Origin of the sequence: Kineobactrum salinum (assembly GCF_010669285.1) — a bacterium.
Classification (GTDB): Bacteria; Pseudomonadota; Gammaproteobacteria; order Pseudomonadales; family Halieaceae; genus Kineobactrum; species Kineobactrum salinum.
Genome location: NZ_CP048711.1, coordinates 3,595,784 through 3,612,094 on the forward strand (window position 1 = coordinate 3,595,784; position 16,311 = coordinate 3,612,094).

The following is a 16,311-nucleotide window of genomic DNA, read 5'->3' on the forward strand; positions in this document are numbered from 1 at the left end:
GTGATACGTTTCGCCTCCTTGGGCAGCGGCAGCAAGGGCAATGCGACCGTGGTCGCCACCGCCGATACCGCAGTCATGATCGACTGCGGTTTTTCCCTGCGGGAGGCGACCCGGCGGCTGGCGACGCTGGGGCTGGAGCCGTCTCAGCTGGATGCCATCCTGGTGACTCACGAACACACTGACCACAGTGCCGGGGTTGGCAAACTGGCACGGCGCTACGATATTCCCGTCTATCTTACCCACGGTACCCTCAGCAGCGGTCGCCTGGACGCCTGCCCGCAACTGCATTGCTTCAACTGTGGCGACCGCTTCACCATTGGCTGCTTCGACATCGAGCCGGTCGCAGTACCCCACGATGCCAGGGAGCCCTGCCAGTACCGGCTCGGCCACCGTGGCAGCAGTCTCGGCATTCTCACGGATCTCGGCAGTGTCACGGACCACGTGGTAGAGCGCTTTCGCGGTTGCGACGCCCTGTTGCTGGAGTTCAACCACGACCTTGCAATGCTGTGGCGCGGTAACTACCCACCGGCCCTGAAGCGGCGGGTGGCTGGCGACTGGGGTCACCTGAACAATGCCCAGGCGGCAACCCTGCTGCAGCAGTTGGGCTGGGAATCCCTGCGCCACCTTGTGGTCGGCCACATCAGCGAGAAGAACAACAGCCGCGCGCACGCCGCCGCGGCGCTGGCCACTGTCTATGGCGCGCTCGACAGCCGGGTGGTCTTCGCCGAACAGGGCAGCGGTTTCGACTGGCTGGTGCTGGACTGAGGCCTGGCAGACGGGGCGGCCGCTTCAGCGGCAGTGGGAGGGCAGGTCCAGGCGCCGCAGCTGGGGCATGTGCCTGCGCGCCGGACACAGCAGGCCGGGATTGCCACGCAGATCCAGTACCGTCAGTTCGGTCAGGCCGTACAGCGGTGCCGGATTCTTGATGCGGTTGCCCTCCAGCATCAATGTCCGCAGATCCAGCAGGGCGCTCAGTTCCTGCAGATCCGTTATCTGGTTCCCCGACAGTTCCAGCCTGGTCAGCCCGGAGAAGCGGGCCAGCCCGGTCAGCTCGCGAATGCCGGCATCGTTGCAGGCCAGCGTTTGCAGCTGGCCGGCATTGCTGATCTTGTCCTGGTCGATGGCGCGTTCCAGACAGGCCTGCAAGCCGGCGTCTGAGACTTCAAAATCAGTCAGCAGCGGCCGCGGCGTATAGACTACCCGTTCGTTGATCGCTACATCGTATTGCGCACAGGCGCAGAGCAACAGTAATACCGGGCCGACGACAAGCCGCATGAGACGGGCTCCTGACATGAATTGAATTCTCCCTGGGGAAACTGGGTGGTAGCCATGACAGCGGGCCATGGCTTCGGAATACGCAGCGGCCTATAATGCTAGCGGTTCAGGCGGTGAAAGACGAGTAGTGAATGAGCAATTCCGGCGATCAGGCAATCAGTATTGTCCAGCGCGGCAATCTCAAAGTGCTGGAGGCCTCGCTGCGCAAACAGTGGCGCCTGGGTCAGAACATCGTGCTGTGCTGGAGTGCGGATGAACGCGGCCTGCTGGTACTGTTCGTACCGCATTATTTCCTCGGAAATTACTGTGCCAGGCCTGATTCCGACAGCGGCCAGGGCAACGAGAATTTCATCCGCGAATTGATCTCGGGACAACGGCGCAAGGAACGCAAGCAATTCTTTGCGATTGCTGACCGCCTGGATATTGCTCCCGGCTTCATCAAGCTCAGCTCCGCGCTGGCCGAGGAGCCACTGGTGCTGAATGCGGTCGAGCAACTGATCAAGCGTTACGGGCTCAGTTATGTCAGTGACCGCGCGGTGCTGCTGTTCGATATCACCGACTTTTCCCTGTTCACTCCCTTCGAGCAGGCCAGCCAACTCAACAGCCTGTCCTATTCACTGAATTCCGCCTACAACAAACTGCTGGCCCGGAACATCACGGTCAATTTTTCCCGCACCACCACCGGTGATGGCTACTACGTCTGGAACCGGGACCTGGGACCGGCTGCCAACCGTGATCTGCTGTACTTCATGCTGCTGGTGGTGGCGGACAACGCGGTAGCACGGGCTGCCTCCCGCGGCAATACGGTGCCAGAGATTCGCACCGGCTACCATATTGGCAGTCATTATGAGCTGTATCAGGCCGAGGGCGTGAATCCCACCGTACTGAGCTATATCGTCGGCGACGTGACCATCGAGCTGGCGCGGATGGTCGACCAGGCGATGCCGGGCCAGATGCTGGTCGGGCATTTCGAAAGCGAGGGGGTGTACTCTCCAGCCTTCATCGAAGGCTGCCATACCGGCCTGGCCGCGCTGCGGGGTCTGCAGCTGGCGGGCAAGAGCGTGACGCAGATGGACTGTTATCTGACCGGCTCGGGAGAAGTCGATGACCGCCGTGCTGCACGCCGCTTCATCATTACCGATAAGCACGGCCGCTCGCGACATGCCTACAACCTGGAATGCCTGGTCGCGCTGGAGACCGACAACCTGACTCTGGGACTCGGGGCAGAGGCTCTGCCAGGTGGCCGGGGACGCAGCGGCAGCGCTGCTGATCGCCGGGATCCTGAGCCGGTCGCGCTGGCGCGGCGGCCGCAGCATCAGTCCTCAATCAACGAGGAGCCGGATCCGTGATAGTCGTGCAGGCAGCCGCTCCCGGCTGGGCGGCGGCTGCTGCAGAGCTGGCGCGCGAGCTGGCGCTGCCGCTGCAAGCGTCTGACGATGATAGTACAGAGGCCGTGGCTGCGGTCCTGCGGGTGGGCGCCGATGGACTGGCATTGCGGGCCGCGGGGCGCGCTGCGGCTGGAGCAGTGGCGGTGGATTTTGGCGCCGGCAGCATGCGTCACCGGCGCCGCGGCGGCCAGAACGAACTGCTGGGCCGGGCTGTGGGAGTGGGCAAAATAACGGGCCTGCGGGTGCTGGATGCCACCGCGGGACTGGGCCGGGACAGTTTCGTATTGGCGGACCTCGGTTGCCGGGTCACTCTCGCTGAACGCGAACCGGTGGTCGCTGCGTTGCTGCAATCGGGTTTGCGTCGCGCCGCTGCCGGGGCGGATCCCTGGCTGCGCCAGGTGGTTGCCCGGATGGAACTGTGGTCGGCGGACGCACGCCAGCTGCCGCTGTCGCAGCTGGAACTGCAGGACGTCATCTATCTGGACCCGATGTTCCCGCCGCGCGATAAATCCGCTGCCGTGAAGAAGGAAATGGCCCTGTTCCAGCGCCTGTTTGCCAGCGAAAGTGCCGGGCGGGATGCCGCCTCACTGCTGGACTGGGCCCGACGGACGCCGGTCGCCCGGGTGGTGGTGAAGCGCCCGTTGAAGGCGGCGTCACTGGGTGACACGCCGTCCCATAGCATCCGCGGCAAGGCGGTGCGCTATGACGTCTATGTGCTGCGGGCGCTGACCTCAACGCCCGTTCCGGAGCGGCAACCGTGAACGCGAGTCAGACGGTGGCGCTGGTCACCGGCGCCTGTTCCGCGCTGGGGCAGGAATACTGCCGCCAGCTGGCCGGGTCCTGCGACCGCCTGATCGCGGTTGCGCGGCGGACAGAGGAGCTGGAGGGACTGGCCGGGGAACTCACGGCCCGGGTAACGCTGATACCGCTAGGGGTGGACCTGGCTACGGTAGAGGGCGTCACCCGGGTGGTCGAGACGCTGCGCCAGCAGGGGCCGGTGGACTACCTGGTGAACAATGCGGGATTTTCCACCGTGGGCGATTTCGGGCGCAGCGCGCCGGAGGCACAATTGCAGGCGGTGCGGCTGCATATCGACGCGGCGCTGGAGCTGACCCGGGCGGCATTGCCGTTCATGCGCGCGCGCGGCGCTGGCCATATCATCAACGTGGCTTCGATCGCCGCCTGGCTGGAGCAGAAGGACCATGCCGTGTATGCGGCCAGCAGCGCTTTTATGATGCAGTTCTCGCAGTCATTGCAGGCCGAAGTCGCAGCTGATCACATCGGCGTTCAGTGCTTGTGTCCGGGCCTGGCCCAAGCAGATGTTCACCAGGCCCCAGCGGTGGTGGCGGCCAGTCTCGCCGCGCTGGCCGGCGGCGCGGTGATGGTGGTACCGGAGGCCTTCAACCGCCAGCTGCTGCGCGAGCACCTGCAGCGCCAGTTGCAGTCAGTCGGCGAGCAGTAGCCGTTCCAGGATGCCCTGATATATCCTGGCCAGGCGCGGCAGATCATCGGCCAGCACACACTCATTGAGCTTGTGGATAGTGGCATTGACCGGGCCCAGTTCCAGCACCTGGGCACCTGTGGGCGCGATAAAACGCCCGTCCGAAGTGCCGCCGGCGGTGGACAGCCCGGCTTCCAGACCGGTGACCTCCCGGATACTGGCGACTGCGGCCGCCACCAGGGCGCCGCTTGCCGTCAGGAACGGCTCGCCGCTGAGCTGCCAGTCGATGCTGTAGTCCAGCCCGTGCGCCTGCAGGATCGCCTCGGTGCGGCGGCGCAGATCAGCGGCGGTCACCTCCGTCGAGAAACGGAAATTGAACATCGCCCGCAGCTCGCCGGGGATGACGTTGCTGGCACCGGTACCGCTGTTGAGGTTGGAGATCTGCAGCGAGGTGGCGGGAAAGAATGCATTGCCCTGGTCCCAGACCTGGGCGGTCAGCGCATGCAGCGCGGGCAGTGCCCTGTGGATCGGGTTGTCCGCCAGTTGCGGGTAGGCGAGGTGGCCCTGGATCCCGGTGACCGTCAGCTGCGCTCCCAGGGAGCCGCGCCGGCCGTTCTTGACCACGTCGCCCAGCTCGGCGCTGCTGGACGGTTCGCCCACCACACACCAGTCGATCTGCTCACCCTGCTGGCGCAGGTAATCGATTACCTTGACCGTGCCATCGACCGCCGGACCCTCTTCGTCCGAGGTGAGCAGAAAGCCGATCCTGCCGGGGTGATCCGCATGCGCGGCGACGAAATCCTCACAGGCGATGACCATCGCCGCCAGACTGCCCTTCATGTCGGCAGCGCCGCGCCCATAGAGCATGCCGTCGCGCAGCGTGGGCAGGAACGGCGGCGAATCCCAGCCATCCTCGGGTCCGCTGGGCACCACATCGCTGTGCCCGGCGAATACCAGCAGGGGCCCGCTGCTGCCGCGCACAGCCCAGAAATTCTGCACCTCGCCGAAGGGCAGCGGGAGACAGTGAAAGCCGATCTGCTCCAGGCGCTGCATCAACAGCGGTTGGCAGCCGGCGTCCAGCGGTGTGACCGAAGCACGGCTGATCAGCTCGCAACACAGTTGCAGGGTTCGTTCCACAGTATCTGGCGCTCCGGTGACTAGTTGTGTGCGTGCAGCTCGGCGTTCAATTCCACCGCGGAGCGGTTGCTCAGGCACTCCACCGCGCCATTACTTGAGTTGCGCCGGAACAGCAGGCCGGACTGGCCGGCCAGTTCCCGTGCCTTGACGGTCTGCGCCGACTTGCCGTCGGCATCCAGCACAGTGACCTTGGTCCCCGCGGTGACGAACAGGCCGGCCTCCACGGTGCAGCGGTCGCCCAGCGGGATACCTATCCCCGCATTGGCGCCGATCAGGCAATCCCTGCCTACCGAGATCACGATATTGCCGCCCCCGGACAGGGTGCCGATGGTGGAGCAGCCACCGCCCAGGTCGGAGCCGCTGCCCACGACCACACCGGCGGAGATGCGGCCCTCGATCATCCCCGGACCCTCGGCGCCGGCATTGAAATTGACGAAACCCTCGTGCATGACGGTGGTGCCCTCGCCCAGATAGGCCCCCAGGCGCACCCGCGCAGTGTGGGCGATGCGCACGCCGGCGGGCACTACATAGTTGCTCATCTTGGGGAACTTGTCGACACAGCTCACTTCCAGCGTCTGGCCCCGCAGCCGCGCGGCCAGCTGGCGAGCGGGCAGTTCGGCAATGTCAACGGCGCCTTCACTGGTCCAGGCCACATTGGGCAGGATGCCGAACAGACCCTGCAGGTTGGTGCCGTGGGGTTGCACCAGGCGGTGGGAGATCAGGTGCAGCTTGAGGTAGGCCTCCGGCACGGTTTGCGGTGCCTCGTCCCGGTGCAGCAATACCGCCACCACCGGCGCGTCAGCGGCTGCCAGTTGCGCGGCAAGCTGGGCTTGACTGGTGGCCCCGGCCGTCGCCAGCGCCGCTTCCAGCGCGGCGAGCTGCTCCCGGCTCAGGGTGCTGGTATTGTCGCTGGCGGGAATCGCCGCGATCAGCTCCGCCGGTGGCTGCAGCAGCGGTTGCGCAAAAAATACTTCCAGCCATTCCTGGTTGCTGTTGTGGGTACCGATGCCCAGCCCGAAGGCGTACGCGTAGTCTGTCATTGCCTGTGGTTCCTGTTGCTGTCGCCGCTGCCGCGGATTGTGCCACTCACAGTGTGTGGCGATTGAAGAGACTCTGGTAGGTGCTGCTCGAAAATCCGGCGTGGCGCTCGTGTCCGAGGTCCAGCAAAGGACGCTTGACCAGCGTGGGTTGGTCCAGGATGGCCTCCAGCGCGGATGCCTCCGTCATGGTTTCGCGCTGTTGCGGGGACAGGGCCTTCCAGCTGGTGCTGCGCCGGTTCACCAGCGTCTCCCAGCCCAGCTCCGCCAGCCAGTCCCTGACCTGGGTGCGGCTCAGGCCGTCTTCGCGGAAGTCGTGAAACTGATACTCGATGCCGTGCTGTTCCAGCCAGACGCGCGCCTTTTTGACAGTGTCACAGTTCTTGATGCCGTACAGTGTGATCACGCAGGCAACTCCAGTGGGTAGAAAAAGGGGGCGTAGCATAGCAAAACGGCCGCCCGGGATACAGGCGGCCGTCAGTGGGAGGCGGGGCCGGATCAGCTCAACAGCGGGGCAATCACCAGGCTGACGATCGCCATTACATTGATCAGGATGTTCATGGAAGGGCCCGAGGTGTCCTTGAACGGGTCGCCAACGGTATCGCCTACCACAACCGCGGCATGGGTGCTGGAACCCTTGCCACCGTGGTTGCCCTTCTCCACGAACTTCTTCGCATTGTCCCAGGCACCGCCCGCGTTTGCCATCATCAGGGCCATCAGTACGCAGCCCAGCAGCGCGCCGCCGAGCATGCCGCCCAGCGCCGCGGCGCCCAGCCCAAAGCCCACCAGAGGTGGTGCCGAGACCGCGATTACACCCGGCAGGATCATGCGACGCAGTGCGGCGGTGGTGGCAATGTCGACGCAGCGTGCGGTGTCCGGCTCGGCCTTGCCCTCCAGCAGGCCCGGTATTTCCCGGAACTGGCGCCGGATCTCATTGATCATCTCGAATGCAGCCTCGCCCACGGCGGTCATGGTAATGGAGGCGATCAGGAACGGAATGGTACCGCCGATGAACAGGCCGACCAGGACAATGGGATTGGACAACTCGAGGTTGAACTCGGCATTGTGCAGCTGCACGGTCTCGACAAAGGCGGCGATGATGGCCAGCGCGGCCAGGGCTGCAGCGCCGATGGCAAAACCCTTGCCGATGGCCGCGGTGGTATTGCCCACTTCGTCCAGGCCGTCGGTAATGCGGCGGGTTTCGGGGCCCATGCCGGACATCTCGGCAATGCCGCCTGCGTTGTCCGCAACCGGCCCGTAGGCGTCTATCGCCATCGTGATGCCCACCGTGGCCAGCATGCCGACCGCGGCGATGCCTACGCCGTACAGTCCGGCCAGCCAGGTCGAGATAAAAATGATCGTCGCGAGAAACAGTATCGGCAGCACCACGGACTGCATGCCGACCGCCAGACCACTGATCATTACGGTGGCGGCACCGGTTTCGCCGCTCTTGGCAATCCTGCGCACCGGCGGCCCACCGGTGTAGTATTCAGTGATCAGCCCGATCAGCACCCCGCCAACGGCGCCGCTGAGCACGGCCCACCAGATATTGCTGTCCAGTCCCATCGCCCTGATCAGGAACCAGGCCACAATGACAAACACCACCGGCGCCAGCAGGGTGCCGGCGCGCAGTGCTGCCTCCGGCGCTGCCGCCGAGCGGGCCCGTACCACCAGGATCCCGCAAATAGAGGCCACCAGGCCGATACTGGCCAGCGCCAGCGGCAGGAACATCATGGCATCGCGGTGGGCACCGAGCATGGTCGAGGCGATGGCTATGCAGGCGATCATGGCACCGCAGTAGGACTCGAAAATGTCCGAGCCCATGCCGGCGATGTCACCGACATTGTCACCCACATTGTCGGCGATCACGCCCGGGTTGCGGGGATCATCCTCGGGGATGCCGGCTTCGATCTTGCCCACCAGGTCGGCGCCGACGTCGGCGCTTTTGGTGAAAATGCCGCCGCCCACCCGGGAGAACAGGGCCACGGTGGAGGCGCCCATGCCAAAACCGTGTATGGCGTGCACCGTGGCGGGGTCGCCGCCAAAGTACCAGTACAGGCTGCCCAGGCCAATCAGGCCCAGCGAGGCGACGCACAGGCCCATCACCGAGCCGCCATAAAAGGCGATCGACAAGGCCAGTGGCGCACCGTGGTTGTGGGCGGCAATCGCTGTGCGGACATTCGCCTTGGTGGCGGAAAACATGCCCAGGTAGCCGGCGGTGGCGGAGGAGACAGCCCCCACGGTGAAGGCGATGGCAGTATTCAAACCCAGGGGCGAGACGTAGATGGCAATCAGCAGCACCAGGCTGAACAGCCCCAGCATCTTGTACTCGCGGTGCATGAACACCATTGCACCGAGGTGGATCTGGTCGCCGATTTTCTTGACCAGTCCCTCGCCGTGATTGTGGCGGGTCATGACGTGATAGATGAGGAAGGCGACACCCAGGCCGATCAGGCCCAGCGTTGGTGGTATGACGAAGTACCCTATCATGCGCATTTATCCCTTTCGTGGTCTTTATTGGGAAAAGCCCTGATCAGCTGTCAATCCCGCGAAGACCGCGTTACCACCGCGCAAACTGCCCCTTGCAGGCAGGCCTTCCCTGGACAAGACAGCAACATGCTAACCACGTTTCGGGACATTTGACAAGAGTGGATGAAGCTGTTGTTCAGGCTTTACGGGTTCGGCGGGGCTGCTTGCGGTCGGGATAGCAGGTCCGGCAGATGTCGCAGGAACGGCCATCACAGCTGCGGGCGCTGCAATGTTCACGCCCGTAATAGATGATCTGCAGGTGCAGCCGGTTCCAGGCTTCGCGCGGGAACAGCCGCTTCAGATCGCGCTCGGTCTGGGTGACACTCTTGCCACTGCTGAGCCCCCAGCGCTGTGCCAGTCGGTGGATATGGGTGTCTACCGGAAAGGCGGGTACACCGAAGGCCTGCGACATCACCACGCTGGCTGTCTTGTGGCCCACGCCGGGCAGGCGCTCCAGCGCGTCGATATCCGCCGGTACTTCACCGTTGTGCTCTTCCAGCAGGATTTCACTGAGCCGTTTGATGGCCCGGGCTTTCTGCGGCGACAGGCCACAGGAACGGATGATGGCCTGGATCTGGTCCACCTCCAGCCGGGCCATCGCCGCCGGGTTGTCGGCCAGCGCGAACAGCGCCGGCGTCACCTGGTTGACCCGCGCGTCGGTGCATTGCGCGCTGAGCAATACCGCCACCAGCAGGGTGTAGGGGCTGGAGTGCTGCAGCGGTATCGGAGGTTGCGGATACAGTTGCTGCAGGCGCTGCAGGATATACTCTACCCGTTGCGCTTTGTTCAGCACGGCTACGACTCTCCAAGGCAGCGCAGAATCCGCCTGGCGGCGTCGATGCAATCGTCGATCGGCGCCACCAGGGCGAGTCTCACACGGTTCGCGCCTGGATTGCCGGCAGCGGTGTCCCGCGCCAGATAGCGCCCGGGGACCACGGTCAGATGTTCCCGGGCATAGAGTTGGCGGGCAAACTCAGTGTCATCCAGCGGTGTACTCGGCCACAGGTAGAATCCGGCGTCGGGCCGCTGCACATCGAGCCGCGGCTGCAGAATGCCCAGGACCGCGTCGAACTTCTCCCGGTACAGCTGGCGGTTGGCCACCACGTGCTGTTCGTCGCTCCAGGCCGCAATGCTGGCGTACTGGTGGTGCAGCGGCATGGCGCAGCCGTGGTAGGTGCGATAGCGCAGAAACGCTGCCAGTACCCGGGCATCGCCGGCGACGAAGCCCGAGCGCAGGCCGGGCAGGTTGGAGCGCTTCGACAGGCTGTGAAATACCACGCAGCGGTGATAGTCGTCATTGCCCAGCGCCGCGCAGGCCTGCAGCAGGCCCGGGGGCGGATGCTGTTCGTCACCGTATATCTCGGAATAGCACTCGTCACTGGCGATGATGAAATCGTGTTTTTCAGCCAGTTCCACCAGTTCCTGCAGTTGCTGCAGCGGCATGACCGCACCGCTGGGATTGCCGGGACTGCAGATGTACAGCAGCTGGCAGCGCTGCCACCAGTCCTCCGTCACACCGGCGAAGTCGGGCAGGTAGCCAGTGGCTGCGGTCGCATTGATGAAACCGGGCCGGGCCCCGGCCAACAGTGCCGCGCCCTCGTAGATCTGGTAGAACGGATTGGGGCTCAGCACCAGCGCTTCCGGGCCTGGTGCCACCACTGCCTGGGCGAAGGCGAACAGGGCTTCGCGAGTGCCATTGACCGGCAGTACCTGGGTGTCCGGGTCTATCTGCTGGAGCTGAAAGCGGCGTTGCAGCCAGCCGGCGATGGTCTCGCGCAACGCGTCCTCGCCACGGGTGGCCGGGTAGTTGGCCAGCCTGGGCAGGGCCTGTGTCAGCGCCTCCAGCACAAAGGCCGGGGAGGGATGGCGGGGCTCCCCCACAGACAGCAGGATAGGCGCGCGCTCCGATGGTGGCTGCAGGTCCGCCAGCAGCGTCCGCAGGCGTTCGAACGGATAGGGTTGCAGCAGTTCCAGCAGCGGATTCACTATTCGGCCACCAGGTCCAGCTGGCGCCGGATCTCCCGCTGGATGGCTTCTGTCAGCTCCGGATCGGTGATTGGATCCTGCTGACTGTCGGTGATGAAGAAGACGTCCTCCACCCGCTCACCCAGGGTCTGGATCTTGGCGGCCTGCAGCTCGATGCCGAAATCCACCAGGATCTGGCCTATCCTGGCCAACAGGCCGGGCCGGTCAGGCGATGATACCTCCAGCACACTGACATGTTTGATGGTGTCCACGGTGATGCTGGTTTCCGTGGGCACCGGAAATGACTTCATCTGCCTGGGAGTCAGGCGCTGTACCGGGTCTGCACGGTTCATGTTGTCTGCCAGCGCGCGGCTCAGGTGGTCGCGGATGTGGCGAAAACGGGAGCTCTCGACGGCGATGGAGCTGCCGTCGGAATTCAGCACGAAAAAGGTATCCAGGCTCATGCCGTCGCGGGCGTTGTAGATGCGCGCATCGTGGACGCTGAGGTCCAGCTGTTCCAGTTCCGCGCAGACCCGGGAAAACAGCTGGGCATGACTGCGGGCGTGGATGAAAATCTGGGTGGTATTGGCGACGCTGGAGTCCGAGCTGTTGCGAATCAGCACCAGCGGCTTGTCCCGGTCGTAATGGCCGGCGATTGCTTCAGTGTGCCAGGCGATGTCCTCGGAGCGCTCGCGCAGAAAGTAATCCTCGCCCTGCTCCCGCCACAGCTCTTCCAGCTCGTCGACGGTGAAGCCGCGGTACTCGAGCAGATCGATCGCGGCGTTGCGGGTCTCGTCGATCCAGACCTGCTTGTCCACCGGATTCTCGAGCCCGCGCCGCAGCGCACGCCGGGTACCGGTATAGAGCTGGCGCAACAGACTGCCGCGCCAGGCATTCCACAGGGTCGGGTTGGTGCCATTGATATCGGCGACGGTCAGGGTAAACAGGTAGTCCAGCCGGTTCTGGTCGCCCACGTGGTGAGCAAACTGCTGGATCACCTCGGGGTCGGAAATGTCCTTGCGCTGGGATACAGCCGACATGGTCAGGTGGTTGCGTACCAGCCACACTACCAGGTTGCTGTCCCGCTGGCTGAGACCGTGATCCAGACAGAAACGCTCGGCGTCGACCGCGCCCAGCTCGGAATGATCGCCGCCGCGTCCCTTGCCGATGTCGTGAAACAGGCCCGCTATATACAGCAGCTCGATCTTGGGCAGGCGGCGCGCCACCCGGCTGGATACCGGAAAGCGTTCGTCGAACTCCGGTTTCTGGAAGCGCCGCATGTAGTGGATCACTTCCAGGGTATGGGCGTCGACGGTGTAGGTGTGAAACAGGTCGTGCTGCATCTGGCCGACGATGCGGCCAAACTCCGGCAGGTAATTGCCGAGGATGCCGTAGCGGCTCATGCTGCGCAGCAGCCGGGTCATGCGGTAGGGCGAACGCAGGATCTGCAGAAAATTCTCGCGATTGCGGGGATCTGCGCGAAACTCGCTGTCCACCAGATGGCGATTTTCGCGGATCAGGCGAATGGTGGGGGTGCCGACACCGATGATGCCGCTGTGTCTTCCGGCCAGTACGAACACTTCCAGCAGCGCGCCCGGATCGCGGCTGAACAGGTCGTCGCGCAGGGCTTCGATGTAACCGTTGCGAATCTGGAAGCGCTCGTTCAGCACCCTTACCTCGTCCAGGGTATGGGCCCGCAGAATCACCTGGTCGAAGTTCTGGATCAGCAGCTCGTTCAGCTCCCCCAGCGCCAGCGCCCAGCGATAATAAGTCTGCATGAACTGTTCCACGGCCAGCTTCTTGCCGTCCTTGAAACCCCACATCGAGGCCAGTTCACGCTGATGGTCGAACAGCAGCCGATCCTCCTCCCGGCCGGCGATCATGTGCAGCGCGTAGCGCACCTGCCACATGAAATCCCTGCCGCGCAACAGCACCTCGCGCTCGTCGACGGTCAGGAATTCGCCGGTATCCATCGATTCCAGTGAATCGGCGCCAAAGTGGCGTTCCGCAATCCAGGCAATGATCTGCAGGTCGCGCAGGCCGCCGGGCGAGCTCTTTACGTTCGGTTCCAGGTTGTATTCGGTATCGGCGAACTTGGCGTGACGCTGCTGCTGTTCCTGCAGCTTGGCGCGGAAAAAGTCCGGGCTGGGCCACATCCGCCCGGGTCCGGTTTGTTCCCGCACCTGCGCCATCAACGCCTCGGGTCCGCGGATTACCCGGCTCTCCATCAGGTTGGTGAGCACGGTGATGTCCTTGCGTGCTTTCTGGCAGCACTCGCTGACGGTGCGCACACTGTGGCCGATGTTCAGGCCCACGTCCCACAGCAGGGTCAGAAACTGCTCCAGCGGGGCGTGACAGCATTCGCTGTCCTGTTCCAGCAACAGCAGAATGTCGACGTCCGAGTGGGGGTGCAGTTCGCCCCGGCCGTAGCCGCCGACTGCGACCAGCGCCGGGCTTGCCCCGGCCCATTCCTGGCTGTCCCACAGCGCCCCCAGCATGGCGTCCATGAACCGGGCCCGCAGGTGCAGCAGGGTTGCCACCCGGGTGCCGCTGTGGAACTGGGCATGCAGGTAATCGGTCGCCGTGCGCATGGCCTGCTTGGCCGTGGCGATGACATCGCCCTGCGCCAGTGCGGTGGCAAAGGCCTCGGGGTGGAACAGTTCAGGGGGCAGCGGGGACGGGTTCGACGGCATCGGACAGCGGCTCAGAAGGATTCGTCGCTGCGCCGGGTAAAGACTTCGCAGCCGTCGGCGGTGACCCCGAGACTGTGCTCCCACTGGGCCGAAAGGCGGCCGTCGCGGGTACTCACGGTCCAGCCGTCCTTCTGGTTGAGCTTGGTATGGCGGCGCCCGGCGTTGATCATCGGCTCGATGGTGAAGGTCATGCCTTCCTCCAATACCAGCCCGGTGCCGGGACGGCCGTAGTGCAGGATTTGAGGATCCTCGTGAAATACCTGACCGATACCGTGACCGCAATATTCCCGTACCACGGAATAGTAGTGTTTCTCGGCGTGTTGCTGAATGACGTGGCCGATGTCGCCAAGGGTGGCGCCGGGGCGTACCACCTCCAGCGCCAGGTACAGGCACTCCTGGGTGACCCTGATAAGCCGCTGGGCGTGCGGCGCCACATCGCCCACCTCGACCATGATACTGGTATCACCATGATAACCGTCCTTGATCACAGTGACGTCGATATTGACGATGTCGCCGGATTTCAGTTTCTTGGTGTCGGACGGAATGCCGTGGCACACCACGTCGTTGATCGAGGTGCAGATCGAACGGGGGAATCCATGGTAATCCAGCGGGGCGGGAATGGCCTGTTGCACCCCGGTGATATAGTCGTGGCAGATGCGGTCCAGTTCGCCGGTGGTAATCCCGGGCTGTACCTGCGGCGCGATCATCTCCAGCACCTCGGCGGCGAGCCGGCCGGCCACGCGCATTTTCTCGACTTCAGTGCCAGTCTTGATCGTTACTGCCATTGCTAACCTATTGAAAAATAAAAAGAAAAATGATCATGTCGGGACTGAAGCGGCCTCGGTGCCGGTCCCTGGAACGGGCTATTCTACAGCAAGCCGTGGCTAAAGTGAGCAATCGACCGCGCTTTCCCCGCCCGGCCTTTGTGGTATAAAGCGCGCCTTTCCGGAATACGGCCGCCTGCGGGCAGCCGGCTCCGGCAAAGAGAACCCAATGACGCACACATACCGAAACCTGCGCCAGGGTGCCGGCCGCGGCTGGTTTGACGCATGGGGTATGTGGAGGATTAACCCACTTCAAAGGTAAACACTATGTCGCAAGTAAGCATGCGCGACCTGCTGCAGGCGGGCGCACACTTTGGTCACCAGACCCGCTACTGGAACCCGAAAATGGGTCCGTACATTTTTGGTGCCCGCAACAAGATCCACATTATCAACCTCGAGCACACGGTGCCCGCTTTCAACGAGGCCCTGACCCTGGTCAAGAAGCTGGCCGGCAACAAGAACAAGATCCTGTTCGTCGGCACCAAGCGCGCCGCCGGCAAGATTATCAAGGAACAGGCCGATCGTGCTGGCATGCCCTATGTCAGCCATCGCTGGCTGGGCGGCATGCTCACCAACTACAAGACCATCCGCGCCTCGATCAAGCGCCTACGCGATCTCGAGGCCCAGCAGACCGATGGCACTTTCACCAAGCTGACCAAGAAAGAAGCGCTGATGCGTTCGCGCGACATGGACAAGCTGGAACGCAGCATCGGCGGTATCAAGGACATGGGCGGCCTGCCCGATGCGCTGTTCGTGATCGACGTGGACCACGAGCGGATTGCAATCACCGAAGCCAACAAGCTGGGTATTCCGGTTATCGGCGTGGTCGATACCAACAGCAATCCCGACGGTGTCGACTACGTCATTCCCGGCAATGACGATGCGATCCGCGCCATCAAGCTGTACGTCACCGCGGTGGCGGACGCCTGCCTGCTGGGCAGGGCGGAAGCCGGCGACATGACGGCAGTGAAGAACGAGTTCGTCGAGGAAGCCGAAGCCGCCGAAGCCGCCGAAGCCACTGACTCCGCCACGCCGGCAGCGGCGCAGTAGAATCCCGGGCCCGGCGTGGCGGCCAGCGCCCGCCGGGACTTCCTGACCTCCGTTCCGGGGGCATGTTCTAGTATTCAGGTGCCCCTACAGGGGGTCATAGCAGGAGGAACACTCATGTCTATAGTATTGATCAAGGAATTACGCGAGCGCACCGGATTGGGCATGCTGGAGTGCAAAAATGCGCTGGCGGCCGCCGATGGTGACGTCGAAAAGGCGATCGAGGAACTGCGCAAATCCAGCGGCATGAAGGCCGCCAAGAAGGCCGGACGCACTGCTGCGGACGGCGTCGTGACCATACGGATCGCCGAGGACGGCAGTTACGGTGTGCTGGTCGAAGTCAACAGCGAAACGGATTTCGTGGCCCGTGATGAGAGTTTCCTGGCTTTTGTCGGCAAGGTCGTGGACGCTGCCTTCGAGAATCGTGAAACCGATGTTGCCGCGCTGATGTCCGGTGAACTGGAAGCGGCCCGCGAGTCGCTGGTGCAGAAAATCGGCGAGAATATCGGCGTGCGCCGCATCACTGTAGTGACCGCTGATGCCGGTGTCGTGGGTGGCTATGTGCACGGCAACAACCGCATCGCGGTGCTGGTAGAGCTGAAGGCGGGCGACCAGGACCTGGCCAAGGATGTGGCCATGCATGTGGCCGCAGTCAACCCTCAGGTGGTCTCGCCGGCCGACATGCCGGCAGAACTCATCGCCAAGGAGCGGGAAATATACTCGGTGCAGGCGCAGGAATCCGGCAAACCCGCCGATATCGTCGAGAAAATGGTCGGTGGCCGGATCAAGAAGTTCCTGGCGGAAAACAGTCTGGTTGACCAGCCCTTTGTGAAGGATCCCGAGATCACGGTAGGCAAGCTGGTTGCCGGTGCCGGCGCGGAGGTGCTGTCCTTTGCCCGCTTCGAAGTCGGGGAGGGGATTGAACGGTCACAGGTGGATTTTGCTGCCGAAGTCGCGGCCCAGCTCAAGGGCTGA

At 63.8% G+C, this 16,311-nt stretch carries 15 protein-coding genes; 6 read left to right on the plus strand and 9 right to left on the minus strand.

Annotated features, from left to right (window positions below):
* On the plus strand, positions 1-765 hold the full coding sequence (locus G3T16_RS16015; protein ID WP_332102833.1) for an MBL fold metallo-hydrolase: 765 nt from the start codon (positions 1-3) through the stop codon (positions 763-765).
* 24 nt (positions 766-789) lie between these two features.
* Here G3T16_RS16015 and G3T16_RS16020 read toward each other — a convergent pair whose 3' ends face one another.
* Complete coding sequence (locus tag G3T16_RS16020; protein ID WP_163496111.1) at positions 790-1,275, minus strand: leucine-rich repeat domain-containing protein; 486 nt, start codon at positions 1,273-1,275, stop codon at positions 790-792.
* A gap of 131 nt (positions 1,276-1,406) precedes the next feature.
* On the opposite strand from G3T16_RS16020, the gene G3T16_RS16025 reads away from it, so the two are divergent.
* The 3 genes from G3T16_RS16025 to G3T16_RS16035 are packed head-to-tail and all read left to right on the plus strand — an operon-like array spanning position 1,407 to position 4,125.
* The gene (locus tag G3T16_RS16025; protein ID WP_197911706.1) at positions 1,407-2,624 is read left to right on the plus strand and encodes a hypothetical protein; all 1,218 of its coding nucleotides are present in this window, start codon (positions 1,407-1,409) and stop codon (positions 2,622-2,624) included.
* Entirely contained in the window at positions 2,621-3,424 is an 804-nt protein-coding gene (locus tag G3T16_RS16030) for a class I SAM-dependent methyltransferase (protein WP_163496112.1), read from the plus strand. Before G3T16_RS16025 ends, G3T16_RS16030 begins: the two co-directional genes overlap by 4 nt.
* Positions 3,421-4,125 (plus strand): SDR family NAD(P)-dependent oxidoreductase, encoded by a 705-nt coding sequence (locus tag G3T16_RS16035; protein ID WP_163496113.1) that lies wholly within the window; start codon positions 3,421-3,423, stop codon positions 4,123-4,125. The genes G3T16_RS16030 and G3T16_RS16035 overlap by 4 nt, the downstream gene beginning before the upstream one ends.
* Here the strand turns inward: G3T16_RS16035 and dapE are convergent.
* The 8 genes from dapE to map all read right to left on the minus strand — a co-directional run bounded on the left by dapE (position 4,108) and on the right by map (position 14,250).
* A complete protein-coding gene (gene dapE / locus G3T16_RS16040; RefSeq protein ID WP_163496114.1) occupies positions 4,108-5,241 on the minus strand; it encodes a succinyl-diaminopimelate desuccinylase in 1,134 nt (377 codons plus the stop codon). The genes G3T16_RS16035 and dapE overlap by 18 nt on opposite strands.
* A gap of 20 nt (positions 5,242-5,261) precedes the next feature.
* Positions 5,262-6,281 (minus strand): 2,3,4,5-tetrahydropyridine-2,6-dicarboxylate N-succinyltransferase, encoded by a 1,020-nt coding sequence (dapD, locus tag G3T16_RS16045; RefSeq protein WP_163496115.1) that lies wholly within the window; start codon positions 6,279-6,281, stop codon positions 5,262-5,264.
* A 46-nt stretch (positions 6,282-6,327) separates the two neighbouring features.
* Positions 6,328-6,684 (minus strand): ArsC family reductase, encoded by a 357-nt coding sequence (locus G3T16_RS16050; protein ID WP_163496116.1) that lies wholly within the window; start codon positions 6,682-6,684, stop codon positions 6,328-6,330.
* A 92-nt stretch (positions 6,685-6,776) separates the two neighbouring features.
* Positions 6,777-8,768, minus strand: a complete 1,992-nt coding sequence (locus G3T16_RS16055; protein WP_163496117.1) for a sodium-translocating pyrophosphatase — start codon at positions 8,766-8,768, stop codon at positions 6,777-6,779.
* A gap of 175 nt (positions 8,769-8,943) precedes the next feature.
* Entirely contained in the window at positions 8,944-9,597 is a 654-nt protein-coding gene (nth, locus tag G3T16_RS16060; protein WP_163497145.1) for an endonuclease III, read from the minus strand.
* A 5-nt stretch (positions 9,598-9,602) separates the two neighbouring features.
* Positions 9,603-10,793 carry a succinyldiaminopimelate transaminase gene (dapC, locus tag G3T16_RS16065; protein ID WP_163496118.1) on the minus strand — a complete coding sequence of 397 codons (1,191 nt, stop codon included), beginning with the start codon at positions 10,791-10,793 and terminating at the stop codon, positions 9,603-9,605.
* Positions 10,793-13,465 carry a [protein-PII] uridylyltransferase gene (glnD, locus tag G3T16_RS16070; protein ID WP_232059114.1) on the minus strand — a complete coding sequence of 891 codons (2,673 nt, stop codon included), beginning with the start codon at positions 13,463-13,465 and terminating at the stop codon, positions 10,793-10,795. The genes dapC and glnD overlap by 1 nt, the downstream gene beginning before the upstream one ends.
* Positions 13,466-13,476: 11 nt before the next feature.
* Complete coding sequence (gene map / locus G3T16_RS16075; protein WP_163496119.1) at positions 13,477-14,250, minus strand: type I methionyl aminopeptidase; 774 nt, start codon at positions 14,248-14,250, stop codon at positions 13,477-13,479.
* 306 nt (positions 14,251-14,556) lie between these two features.
* Between map and rpsB the strand changes: the two genes are divergently transcribed.
* Together rpsB and tsf are read left to right on the plus strand one after the other, a co-directional pair.
* A complete protein-coding gene (gene rpsB / locus G3T16_RS16080; RefSeq protein WP_163496120.1) occupies positions 14,557-15,339 on the plus strand; it encodes a 30S ribosomal protein S2 in 783 nt (260 codons plus the stop codon).
* Between the two features lie 114 nt (positions 15,340-15,453).
* On the plus strand, positions 15,454-16,311 hold the full coding sequence (gene tsf / locus G3T16_RS16085; RefSeq protein WP_163496121.1) for a translation elongation factor Ts: 858 nt from the start codon (positions 15,454-15,456) through the stop codon (positions 16,309-16,311).